At 69.4% G+C, this 11,931-nt stretch carries 10 protein-coding genes; 8 read left to right on the plus strand and 2 right to left on the minus strand.

The window, feature by feature from the left end:
• Window positions 1-658: 658 nt before the first annotated feature.
• Genes RPB_RS10420 through RPB_RS23790 form a run of 3 tightly spaced genes read left to right on the plus strand, consistent with a single transcriptional unit; the run spans window position 659 to window position 3,695 of the window.
• Window positions 659-994 carry a hypothetical protein gene (locus RPB_RS10420; protein WP_011440967.1) on the plus strand — a complete coding sequence of 112 codons (336 nt, stop codon included), beginning with the start codon at window positions 659-661 and terminating at the stop codon, window positions 992-994.
• Window positions 991-2,787 (plus strand): B12-binding domain-containing radical SAM protein, encoded by a 1,797-nt coding sequence (locus RPB_RS10425; protein ID WP_011440968.1) that lies wholly within the window; start codon window positions 991-993, stop codon window positions 2,785-2,787. The genes RPB_RS10420 and RPB_RS10425 overlap by 4 nt, the downstream gene beginning before the upstream one ends.
• Complete coding sequence (locus tag RPB_RS23790; protein WP_049824672.1) at window positions 2,787-3,695, plus strand: glycosyltransferase family 2 protein; 909 nt, start codon at window positions 2,787-2,789, stop codon at window positions 3,693-3,695. The genes RPB_RS10425 and RPB_RS23790 overlap by 1 nt, the downstream gene beginning before the upstream one ends.
• Here the strand turns inward: RPB_RS23790 and RPB_RS10435 are convergent.
• A complete protein-coding gene (locus RPB_RS10435; RefSeq protein ID WP_041798188.1) occupies window positions 3,681-5,081 on the minus strand; it encodes a pyridoxal phosphate-dependent aminotransferase in 1,401 nt (466 codons plus the stop codon). The two genes, RPB_RS23790 and RPB_RS10435, sit on opposite strands and share 15 nt — an antisense overlap.
• Before the next feature lie 74 nt (window positions 5,082-5,155).
• Here RPB_RS10435 and RPB_RS10440 point away from each other — a divergent pair, with 74 nt between their 5' ends.
• The 3 genes from RPB_RS10440 to RPB_RS10450 are packed head-to-tail and all read left to right on the plus strand — an operon-like array spanning window position 5,156 to window position 8,890.
• Window positions 5,156-6,895 carry a hypothetical protein gene (locus RPB_RS10440; RefSeq protein ID WP_011440971.1) on the plus strand — a complete coding sequence of 580 codons (1,740 nt, stop codon included), beginning with the start codon at window positions 5,156-5,158 and terminating at the stop codon, window positions 6,893-6,895.
• Window positions 6,892-8,178, plus strand: coding sequence for an alanine racemase (locus RPB_RS10445; protein WP_011440972.1), 1,287 nt, complete (start codon window positions 6,892-6,894; stop codon window positions 8,176-8,178). The genes RPB_RS10440 and RPB_RS10445 overlap by 4 nt, the downstream gene beginning before the upstream one ends.
• Window positions 8,153-8,890 (plus strand): GntR family transcriptional regulator, encoded by a 738-nt coding sequence (locus RPB_RS10450; RefSeq protein WP_011440973.1) that lies wholly within the window; start codon window positions 8,153-8,155, stop codon window positions 8,888-8,890. Before RPB_RS10445 ends, RPB_RS10450 begins: the two co-directional genes overlap by 26 nt.
• 41 nt (window positions 8,891-8,931) lie before the next feature.
• On the opposite strand, the gene RPB_RS10455 is transcribed toward RPB_RS10450, so the two are convergent.
• Window positions 8,932-9,330: a nuclear transport factor 2 family protein gene (locus RPB_RS10455; protein WP_245258361.1), complete on the minus strand. Its 399-nt coding sequence runs from the start codon at window positions 9,328-9,330 to the stop codon at window positions 8,932-8,934.
• A 281-nt stretch (window positions 9,331-9,611) separates the two neighbouring features.
• Between RPB_RS10455 and RPB_RS10460 the strand changes: the two genes are divergently transcribed.
• Together RPB_RS10460 and RPB_RS10465 are read left to right on the plus strand one after the other, a co-directional pair.
• A complete protein-coding gene (locus RPB_RS10460; protein ID WP_011440975.1) occupies window positions 9,612-10,796 on the plus strand; it encodes an ABC transporter substrate-binding protein in 1,185 nt (394 codons plus the stop codon).
• 263 nt (window positions 10,797-11,059) lie between these two features.
• Window positions 11,060-11,929: a branched-chain amino acid ABC transporter permease gene (locus RPB_RS10465; RefSeq protein WP_011440976.1), complete on the plus strand. Its 870-nt coding sequence runs from the start codon at window positions 11,060-11,062 to the stop codon at window positions 11,927-11,929.
• Window positions 11,930-11,931: the final 2 nt, after the last annotated feature.

Genomic DNA, 11,931 nt, shown 5'->3' on the forward strand with positions numbered 1-11,931 from the left:
TTGCGCGGAGTTGTCGCGCAAGGCCGCGACCGATGCGGTGGCGGCGACCAGCCGGTCCAGCGATGTCGCCGGCGCGAGCTGCTGGGCGACGAACAGTCGCGTCCGCGGCGTCAGCGCCGCGCGCGGGTCGATCAACGCGGCGATCCGCTTCAGCGAGGCGCGGCGCAGCGCATTGGCCGCGAATGCATCGGGCACCTCGAACGGCAGATAGGCGAGCGCCAGCGCGAAGCCGGCTTCCTCGGTGTTCAACGTCGGCGTTGCCGCACGCAGCATCGCGCCCGCCGATCCGGCATCACCCTCGCAACGCAGCAGCCGGCGCAGCGCCTCGCCGTCGCAGAGGCCGTCGTCGATCGCCCGGATCGCGGCGGCGAGCGCGCGGAGCTGGCGCATGTCGGCGGTGCCGATCGTGGCGCCGAACATATGCGCCATCGGCACCAGCTGCTGCTTGGCGGCGAATTCGCGCAACATGCTGCGCCCCCAGGCGCGGTTCTCGTCGATCAAGTCGGACATGGGCCTCTGCCAGATCGGCGCGCAGCGACGCGTCGATGAATACAACCAATACGGGAAATCAGATTGACAGAAACCGTATAAGTTGCAAAGCTGGCGCTGTTATCACAGAAGTTGCGCCGCTTGCGGCGCCGGCAGGGAGGTCGCAGCCATGGTCCAGGCCCATCCGACGAGCCTCGCGACGCCGCCCGACACGCGGGCGGACACGCTCAGCGAAGCCCTGACCCGCATTCTCGGGGGCATTCTCGCGGCCAAGGGTGGCCTGCCGGACGATGTCGATCTGTCGACCGCGACCTTCACCTCGCTGGATTTCAACTCGGTCGACTATCTGGAATTCGTGCTGAACGCCGAGGCCGATCTCAATCTGGATATTCCGGACGAAGCCGTGCTCGATCCGTCGCTGTGTTCGGTCGCCACCTGGGCCGCATGGCTGGCGGCGCACGCCGATGAGCTCGCGACGCCGGCGATCGGGTCGGCCGGCGCATGACCGGCGCCGCGCGCGCGCCGCTGCGGGTGGCGCTGGTCGGGCCGCGCGAACAGCCCTTCGCCGGCGATCCCGATCGCGAGCATCGCGAGACGATGCTGCGCAGCTACGCGGAGATCTGCGACAGCGTCGCCACCTTCGGCTCGGACTTCACGCTGTCGCGCGAATTTCTCGGCATCGAATATCTCGCGGCGACGCTGCGGCGCGACGGCCGCATCGTCCGCGTGCTGTCCGCCGCCAATGAGGGGCTGGACGACGATGCGCTGCTCGCCGAACTACTGGCCTTCGCGCCGCGCATCGTCGGCCTCTCGGTGCTGTACGATCTGCAACTCGGCAATGCGCTGGTGCTGGCGCGGCGGCTGAAGGCGGCGCGGCCCGGTCTTGCCATCGTGTTGGGCGGTCCGCTCGCCACCGCGCTGTCGCAGGAACTGCTCGGCACCTTCGCCTTCGTGGACTACGTCGTCGAAGGCGAGGGCGAGGCGGCGTTGAGCCGGCTCGCTGATGCGATCGAACGCGGCGAGGCGCCGAGCGACGTGCCGGCGCTGGCGCATCGCGGCCCGGGCGGCATCGTCCGCAATCCGCGCGGCGCGCCGCTCGATCTCGACCGCCTGCCGCATCCGGCGCGCGACGGCCTCGCGTCGATCCGCGCCCGCGGCCTGCCGGCGCCGAGCGCCTATCTCACCACCTCGCGCGGCTGCAAGGCGTTCTGCACCTTCTGCACTGTGCCGGGCAGCGTGCGGAGCCTGAAGAGCGGCGTCTACCGGATGCGCGATCCGGTCGACGTGGTCGACGAGATCGAAGAGTTGGTGCGCGATCACGGCGTCAGCCGCTTCTACATGGCCGACGACAATTTCCTCGGCTATGGCGAGGACAGCAACGCGCGGATGCATCGCTTCGCCGACGAGATCCTGCGCCGCCGGCTCGCGATCCATTTCCACGCCGAATGCCGCGTCGACTCGCTGATCCCGGAGACTCTGGTCAGACTGCGCGCCGCCGGCTTCGACCAGATCCTGTTCGGCCTGGAATCCGGCTCGGCGCGGACGCTGAAGCGCTGGGCCAAAGGCCAGACGGTGGCGCAGAACGAGGCCGCGATCGCGCTGGCGCGGCGGTTGCGCATCGAGATGATGCCGAGCCTGATCCTGCTCGACTGGGAGTCCGACCTCTCCGAGATCGAAGAGACGATCGGCTTCATCGAGCGCAACCAATTGTGGCGCAGCGGCCAGCCGCTGTGGCTGGTCAACAAGCTCAAGGTCCATTGCGGCACCGCCGCCGCGCGCCGCTACGACAGCGTGCACGGCCGGCCGACGCCGCCCGCGGTCGGCTATTCCGACGCCGATATTCATCGTTGGTGCGAGACCGTGACCTATCAGCACGTCGGCATCGACGATGTCTATGTCGCGGCGTTCTGGCGCGCGCTCAACGCCGCCGCCAATCGCTGGTCGGTGCTGATCGACGAGGTGCTGCCGCCGTTTCTGAAGAGCCTGCGCAGCGAGGCGCGCCGCGGCGACCGGACCGATCGCCTCGAACTGGTGCGCCGGCTCGCCGCGTTCCGCCGCTCGATCGGGGCGTCGCTCGCCGCGCTGATGCGGCTGCTGATCGATCAGGCGATCGCGATGCAGCAGGCGCGCGCGCCGCAGCCGGATCTGCGCGGGCTCGCGCTGGCTCATGTCGAGGCGCAGGAGCGCCGCTTCTTTCCGGAGGGTCTGCATGTGGCCTTGCAGGATACCGGCCGCCGCCGCGCCGTTGCTGGTCATGCCATCGGCGCGCGGCTGGGCGAGATCGTTTCGACCGCGTGATGGCGATGTCGCAGCCGCCGGCGATCTCGATCATCATCCCGACCCGCGACAAGCCGGAGCGGTTGGTGCTGATGCTGTATGCACTGCTGTGCCAGCGCAGCGGCAATGCACGCCGCATCGAGACCATCCTGGTCGATGACGGCAGCGCCGCGCCGATCGAACCCTTGCTGGCGCCGCTGCGCGCGCAGGGTCTCGAGGTCGAATTGATCCGGACCGCAGGCATCGGCCAGGCGGCGGCGCGCAATCGCGGCGCGGCGGCGGCGCGCGGCGAGTTGCTGCTGTTCGTCGACGACGACGTGCTGCTGTCGCCGGACTATGTCGCGCGTTGCGTGACGTTGTGCGGCGGCCGTCCCGATCGCGTCGTCCGCGCGCCGGTGTATCAGCTGCGCTATCTCGCGGCGTTTCGCGATCCCGAGCGCGGCCTGCGCTACGACGGCCGCGCGGCGGACGCGCGGCTTTTCGGCGAGCGCATCTCCCGCGCGATGATCACCGATGACTGGCCCGCCATCACGCGAAAATGCCGGCATCGCAATCGCTTCGAGCGGCTGGTGTCGGCGGCGCTGGCGCAGCGGCCGCCGCGGTTTCCATGGCTCGGCTATTCCGGCTCCGGCGTCGCGCTGTCGCGCGCGCTGTTTATGCAGAGCGGCGGTTATGACGAGGCATTCGGCCTGCGCTGGGGCGCCGAGGCGATCGAGCTCGGCTACCGGCTGTGGCGCGGCGGCGCGCGCTTCGTCGAGGCCGACGGGATCTACTCGGCGCATCTGGATCATCCGCGTGGCGCCTCGCTGTCGAGCTTCGACGACAGTTTCGATCTGTTTTTCGCCAAGCACCGCGACCCCGCGATCCGCGAGGTGCAGGCGCTGATCCTCGCCGACGACCGGCGCCCGGCGCTGTCAGCGGCGGGCTGACGCGGCGTCGAGGAAGTGCGCGAGACGATCGACGCCGCGTTCGAACATGTCGGGCTCGGCGGCGCAGGAGACCCGGACCCAGAAGTCTGTCGAGGAGGCGTCGTCGTGATCGGCAAACACCGTCTCGGTGTAGAAATCGGTGCCCGCCTGGTCGAAAGCGGCGGTGACGAAGTCCCATTCGGTCATCCCGGTCGCGAGCCGGACACAATGGTTGAAGCCGGACTGCAAGGCGATGCGGTGCGCGAGATACGGGCCGATCCGCTGTTCGAAGTCACTCCAGTTGGCGCGGCAGGTCGCGCCGATGGTGGCGAGGTCGGCCGTGTAGCTCTCCAGCGCCGTCGGCCAGTCCAACTCGCCGTCGAGAAAGCGCCAGATCCCGTCGAAGCGGGCGAAATCGTCGGAGAACGGCGCGAACAGTTCGAGATAGTGCCGGGCGTCGCGCGCGGTGCGGGCGACGATGCGCTGCGCGTCGCGGCCCGGCGAGCGGCGCAGCCGCCGCGCCATCACCCGCAGGATCATGTCGGCGGTCAGCGCGCTGGAGCCGGCATTGACCGGCGACCAGGATTGCCGCTCATTGTGCTTGCGGACGAAATCCACCACCGGCTGCGCCGCCAGCAGATAGCCGGCGCGCAGGCCGGCGAGGCTGCGCGATTTCGAGTAGCTGCCGATCCAGATCAGCCGCGGCGGAAACGTCGCGAGCGTGTCGTCCGCAAGCGGCGCCGGCAGATCGTCCTCGTCGGCGGCGGCGAGCGACGGCACCTCGTCGAACACCAGCCAGCCGCCGGCCTGCGCGACGGCGTCGACGACACGGCGCAATTCGCCGGAGTCGTAGGTCTCGCCGGACGGATTGGTCGGCTGCGACAGCACGACGACGTCCGGCCGCTCCGCGGCGATCCGCGCGCAGGCCTCGTCGGCGGTCGGCAGCAGGCGGTCGCGCAGCTCGGACCGCGCGATGCGATAGGCGATGCCGACCTCGTCGCAGACGATGGAGAAGAAGCTGTAGTTCAGCCCCAGCACCAGCGCGCTGCGGGCACAGACTTCGTCTGCCAGATAGCGGAAGGCGCCGGCGAGCGCGCCGGTGGCGCCGACGGTGAGGCAGACATTGGCGGGCGCGATCGCACCGCGGGCCGGGCGGCCGAGCCGGTCGTGCATCTCGAAGGCGATCGCCGCGCCGATGCCGAGCGCGCCGCCGGGCGCGGTGTAGTTCTCGATCAGCCGCCGCTCGCGCAATTCGCGCGCGGCGAGATCGAGCAGCACGCGCGGCGTCTGCAGATGATTGACGCCCGAGGACAGATAGCCGACGCCGCCATGGCGCGCGATCACCGCGCGGCGCCGCGCCGGATCGTAGAAGTAAGCGTTGGCGCGTTCCAGCGAGCGATAGGTCATCGCGACGATCCGGGAGAGCGGACGACGCTTGCGGTACGCGCGTCGATGAGGAAATACTCGCAAAGATTGTGCAGATGCGCAACTTCAATCGCGATGATCGCAGCATGATCCGCGCGTCGTGTAGCAGCGGAGACGAACTGCTGATCGAAGTGCGCGGCGCAGGTGTAGCTCGGCCCGACGCAGGCGACATCGTCGCCCTCGGCGACGAGGCTGTGTCCGCAGCGGCGCTGTATGCGGAGCTGACGGGTCGCCGATACATGGTCACGACGACGGCCGGCGCGGATGCGCTCGCCCGCTGCAAGGTCATCGTCGCGCTGACCGCGCGGATCGACGACGAAATGATCGACGCGCTGTACGGTGAACGCCGCGACGCCTATCCGGGCCTGATCATCGGCGCGACGCCGGAGCGGCTGCGCCGCCGTTTGCTGAGCTGCGCCGCGGCGCTCGCCGCCGGCGGCGAGGATCGGCCGCATCGGGTCGAGCTGATTCCGGGCCTCGACATCGAGACCATGACGGCCGCGGACTCGACGCTGCTCGGGCGCAGGTCACGCCCCGACGAGATCCGCACCGCGCTCGGCCGCGGCGACAGCGTGGTGCTGATCCACGGCCATGGCGACGGCATCGACGGCGATCTCGGGCCGCTGATCCTGTGCCCGGTCGACGACGTGTGGCGCGCGCGGCCCCCCGACGCTGCGCCGGTGTGCCGGATCACCGCGCGCTGCTATCGCAACCGGCACCACCTCGGCTCCGATGCGCATCGCGCGGCGCAGCTCACCGTCTCGCAGATCGCCGCGCGGGTGCTGATCTGGAACACCTGCATCGGCTTTCCGTCGCAGCACGGGCTGGTCGGGCGGGTGTGGGGCGCGGGCGTGCTGCTCGCGGAAAGTCCGTCGATCGCGGCGCTGCTGACGACATGGCGGATCACGATGGCGCCGGCGACGCTGCCGGCCGCTTTGCTCGATCGGCTGATGGCGGGTGCGACCGTCGGTGAGGCGCTCGCCGCGGTCAATGCGCGCGCCGATGCGCAGCGCGCGGCTTATCAGCTCTGTCTGTTCGGCGATCCGGATCTGCGGATCGCGCCGCTGCGCACTGAGGCTCCGCAGCCGCGGGCGGCGCGGCCCCGCAGGCCGCCGCGCGGCGTGCAGCTCGCCGCCGCCGATCCGGCGGCGCGTCTGATCGAACTCTGCGTGCGCGACGGGCCGGTGTCGCAGATGCTGCCGAAGCCGGCGCGGCGTGAGGCGAGCCTGCGGCGATATCTGCGCAGCGCGCTGCAGGGCTATCGGCAGTCGCAGGATGCGGCGACGCGGGCGCGCCTGCGCCGCGCTTGCGTTGCCTACGCCGCCGCCCGCGGCAGCTTGCGCGATCTGTGGATTCCACACGCCACCATGGCGGCGGACGGCAAGGAGGCCTGTCCGCATTGCGGCGCGCCGGCGCTGCGATTTGCGGCGGACCTCGATCATCTCGGCATCGCGCCGCGCGTGCTGCTGAATTGCGGCCGCTGCGAGATCGTGGCCGATCGTCCCGCGGCGCTACCCGTCACCGCGACCGTGACGCATGACGGCGTCGCGCTGCGCGCCGAGGTCGAGGCCGGGGGCTGGGACGCGATGCTGGTGGCGTCGTCGCGCTGGCCGGTGGCGCCGCGAATCCGTCGCTGGCCGGCGGCGGCCGACGGCGGACCTGCACCGTTTCTGTCGCTGGCGGATTGGCGCTGGCCGTATCCGTCCGAAGTCGCGGTCGTGGTCGCCGCCGGCCTCGACATCGCCGTGCTGGCGCGCACGCTGCGGCTGCGGCCCGGCGACGAGCCACCGCGATGAGCGCCCCGGCCGCGTTCGATCCCGATCGGGTCGCGACGCTCGCCGCGCGCCACGGCACGCCGCTGTTCATCTACGACGCGCCGGCGATGCGCGCCGCCGCGGCGCGATTGCAGGAGGCGCTGCCGCCGGGCGCGCGATTGTTCTTCGCGGTGAAGGCCAATCCCGCGCCCGATGTGATCCGGCTGTTCGCCGGCGAGGGCCTCGGCGCCGAAGTGGCGTCGGGCGGCGAATTGCGGCTCGCGCTCGCCTGCGGCGTCGCGCCGGATCGCATCGTGTTCTCCGGCCCGGCGAAGACCGCGCCGGAGCTGCGCTGCGCGATCGAGGCCTGCATCTTCGCGGTGCAGGCGGAATCCGTCGCCGAGCTCGACACGCTGCAGGCGCTGTGCGTCGCGCGCGGCGCGACGGTGCGCGTCGCCCTGCGCGTCAATCTCGGGCCGGGCGGCGAACGCCGCGGCGGCTGGGGCGGGCCTTCGCCGTTCGGCATGGATACCGACGCGCTGGACGAGGTCACAGCGCGCGCCGCGCGGCTCGATCGTCTGCGCATTGTCGGCCTGCACAATCACCAGGCGTCGCAGACGCTCGATCCGGCGAAGCTGATCGCGCGGTTCGACGCCTTTGCGCGCGTGGCGGCGTCGCTCGGGTCGCGCTTCGATCTGCAGTTCGTCAATTTCGGCGGCGGCTTCGGTGCGCCGTTCTACGCCGACGACGCGCCGCTCGATCTCGCGCCGGTCCGCGCGTGTTTCGCCGCGCTCGCCGGCGTGTTCGGCGACCGGCCGCTGCAGTTCGCCGCCGAATCCGGGCGCTATCTCGTCGGGCCCGCGGGCTGCTACGTCGCGCGCGTGGTCGATGTGAAGCGGTCGTTCGGCGTGCGCTACGCGCTGCTCGACGGCGGCATTCATCACGTGCTCGGCCTGTCCGGAACGATGCGGTCGCTGCGCCGGCCGGTGGCGGTGGCGCGGGTCGGCGCGCGATCGGGGGAGCCTTGCGAGCCGACCGAAATCGCCGGGCCGCTGTGCACGCCGATCGATCGCCTCGCCGGCGCCGCCGAGCTGCCGTGCGATCTCGCCGCCGGCGACCTGCTGGCGTTCGCCAATTGCGGAGCCTATGCCAAGCACGCGAGCCCGCTGAACTTCCTCGGCCACGACTGGCCGGCCGAACTGATGATCGACGGCGCGCGCGTCATCGTCCTGTCGCCGCAAATTGCATTCGGGCCGGCGCTGTGGCAATCACGCGAGGTACTCCAGCGATTTCGATGCGATGGCAAAATCCCCACGAGCTCCTGATCGCGGCGCGGTCATCTACAAGGCGTTGTGGCACGCCATCATCGAGCAGGCGCTGCAGCCCGGCGCCAAGCTTCCCGAAGACGCGATCGGCGAGAAATTCGGCGCCAGCCGCACCATCGTCCGCGCCGCGCTGGGCCGGTTGGCCGCGGAAGGGCTGGTCGAACTGCGCCGCAATCGCGGCGCCGCGGTCGCGACCCCGAGCTGGAACGAGGCGCGCGACATCTTCGACGTCCGGATCGGGCTGGAGCGGCTGGTGGTGGCGCGGCTCGCCGGCCGGCTGACGCGCGAGCAGATCAGGCAACTCGAGCAGCATGTCGACGCCGAGCAGCAGGCGAGGGGCAGCAATGTGCCGCTGTCGATCCGGCTCGCCACCGCGTTCCATATCCGGCTCGCCGAGATGACCGGCAATCCGGTGCTGGCGCGCTATGTCAGCGAGGTCGCCTCGCGCTGCGGACTGATTCTCGCGCTGTACAGCCGGCCGCATTCGGCCGATTGCGCCGTCAGCGAGCATCGCGCCATCATCGCCGCATTGGCGTCGGGCGACGCCACCCGCGCCACCGCGCTGATGGATCATCATCTCGACGCAGTGGCCGAGCGCGCGCTGATCGTGCCGCACGCCCCGGAAGCGCGCGACATCCAGGACATCCTGTCGCCCTATGCGAAAGAGGCCGCGTTGCCGAAGACCAGGAAAGCCGGCGCGAAGAAGCGTTGAGCCGCGCCAACAGCGTCATGACTTCGCTTCGCTCGCAATGCTTACGCCTCGATGCCGTGCCGGGTCAGCAACCGCTCGGCGCTGTCGTTCCAGACGTCCATCTTGACGATCTTGCCGTCGCGCACCACGAAACGGTCGACATAGCGATTGCCCTCGAACGGCGTGCCGTCGGGCCATTCGCCGTACAGCGTGCCGGTGTTGTAGACGATGGTCTCGCCGTTTCCGGGCGCGACGTCGGTGCGCTCCATCTTCTTCTTCACCCATTTGTAGCGGCCGGCGTTGAACGCGGTCGCCTCGCGCGGATGCTGGAATTTGCGGCCGCCGGTGAAGGTGATCGCCACGTCGGGAGCCATGAAGGTGCCGGCCGTCTCGGGGTCGGGAACCATCGACGCCACGAGAAAACGTTCGACCAGCGCCGCGGCTGCGGCGGTCTGATCCATGGACGGCGCGGTTTCGGCGCGGGATGATGACACGGGAATTCTCCTGAACATGCGACAACGGGCGGGGCGGTCCAAGCAAGCCCGGTGCCAGATATCGTATCCGTTTCCAACAAAAATTGTATACGATTTGTGCGGGCGCTGTCTGGATAATGGGCAGCGGTCGCGAAAAACGGCGGTCTCAGTGGGCTTTCTCGCGAATTCCGGCGGCTTGGCGCCGATCTCCGGGATGGCACAGCGCTTGCTAGCCAGGATGCGATCTTTCATCCTGCGAGGAGCCCGTGATGAGTTTCGCTTCCCATATTTCGCGTCGCCTGTTGCTCGCGGCCGGCGCCGCGTCGCTGGCACTGATCGCTGTCGGGCCGGCATCGGCCCAGGAGACCCTGAAGGTCGGCCTGGTGGCGGCGATGTCCGGCCAGTCGGCGAAGTCCGGCGAGGCCATCGTCCGCGGTCTGTCGCTGGCGCTGGACGAGATCAACGCCAAGGGCGGCGTGCTCGGCAAGAAGCTGGAACTGGTGGTGCGCGACGACGAGAGCAATCCCGCCAAGGGCGTGATCGCCGCGCGCGAGCTGGTGCAGCGCGAGAAGGTCGCCGCTTACTTCGGCGGCATCGATACGCCGGTGTCGATGGCGATCGTGCCGTTCGCCAATCAGTCCAAGGTGCCGTTCATCGGCGTCTGGGCCGCCGGTACCAAGATCACCCGCAACGGCGCGCCGGAGAACTACGTGTTCCGCGTCTCCGCGGTCGACGAACTGGTCGACATCGCGCTGGTCGACTACGCGGTCAAGAAATACGGCGCCAAGAAGCCGGGCATGATCCTCATCAACAATCCCTGGGGCGAATCCAACGAGGCCGGGCTGAAGAGCGCGCTCGACGCCAAGAAGATGACCGCCGCCGGCATCGAGAAATTCGAGACCGGCGACGTCGACGTCGTGCCGCAGCTCACCCGGCTGAAGGACGCCGGCGCCGACACGCTGTTCATGGTCGCCAATGTCGCGCCCTCCGCGCAGGTGGTGAAGTCGCTCGACCGGATGGGCTGGAGCGTGCCGGTGGTGTCGCATTGGGGCCCGGCCGGCGGGCGTTTCACGGAGTTGGCCGGCCCCAGCGCCGAGAAGGTCCACTTCATCCAGACCTTCAGCTTCTCCGGCAACACCAGCCCGAAAGCCGTGGCGCTGTTCGACGCGCTGAAGAAGAAATATCCCGAGGTCAAGACGGCCGCCGACGTCACCCCCGCGGTCGGCATCGCCAATGCCTACGACGCCATGCATCTCACCGCGCTGGCGATCGCCAAGGCCGGCTCGACCGAAGGCCCGAAGGTCCGCGAAGGCTTCTACCAGATCGGCAGCTATGACGGGCTGATCAAGACCTACAACAAGCCCTTCACCGCCGACAATCACGACGCGCTGTCGCCCTCGGACTATCTGTTCACCTACTTCAAGGGCGCCGAGATCCTGCCGCTGACGAACTGACGGCCCTCTTCCCTCTCCCCGCTCTTGGCGGGGAGAGGGTGGCTCGAAGCGGCGAAGCCGGTTCGAGTCGGGTGAGGGGCCAGGCACGGCGCCGACCGATCGGATAGCTTTCGGGTCGGATGGTGCGCAGACCGGGTGACCCGAGAGACTGGTTGCAAGGCGGCTTCGTGCCTGGCCCCTCACCCGACCGGCTTCGCCGGTCGACCTCTCCCCGCAAAGGGCGGGGAGAGGTTGGTACCAAACGTTCTCTCCTAAGGATTCCCATGCTCACCTCCGCCATCATCTCGGGCATCGGCCTCGGCAGCATGTACGGGCTGATCGCGCTGGGCTTCCACATCACTTACGTGGTGTCCAATACGGTCAATTTCGCGCAGGGCTCGGCGATGATGCTGGGCGCCGTGCTGGGCTACACGTTCGGGGTCAGATATGGCTGGCCGATGCCACTGGCGATCGTCGCGGCGCTCGGGGTCTGCGCGCTGTTCGGCCTGGTGGTCGAGCGCATCCTGGTGCGGCCGTTCGTGGTGCGCGGCTCCAATGCCTGGCTGATGGCGACCGTCGCGGCCGGCATCGTGCTCGACAATGCGGTAATGTTCACCTTCGGCAAGGAGCCGCGCGGCTTTCCCTCCGACTGGGCGAGCCAACCGATCCGGCTTTTCGGCGCCGGCGTGTATCCGCTGCAACTGGTGATCCCGCTGGTCGGGATCGGCGCCGCCGCGGTGATGCATCTGCTGCTGCGCCATACGCGGCGCGGCAAGGCGTTGCTGGCGGTGGTGCAGAACCCCGACGCCGCGCGGCTGATGGGTATCAACGTGCATCGCACGATCGCGATCTCCTTCATGGTGTCGACGGCGCTCGCCGGTCTCGCCGGCCTGCTGATCGCGCCGTTGTTCAGCGTCAGTTCGGAGATGGGCACGCTGTTCGGCATCAAGGCGTTTGCGGTGGCGATCCTCGGCGGCATGGGCTCGGCTTGGGGCGTGGTGATCGCCGGTCTCGCCTACGGCCTGATCGAGGCGCTGGTCACCTCGTTCCTCGGCTCGGTCTACACCCAGATCGTGGTGTTTTCGGTGGTGATCCTGGCGCTGGCGCTGCGGCCGAACGGCCTGTTCGGCCACGCCGCGATCAACAAGGTCTGACG

This window comes from Rhodopseudomonas palustris HaA2 (genome assembly GCF_000013365.1).
Lineage (GTDB): Bacteria > Pseudomonadota > Alphaproteobacteria > Rhizobiales > Xanthobacteraceae > Rhodopseudomonas > Rhodopseudomonas palustris_J.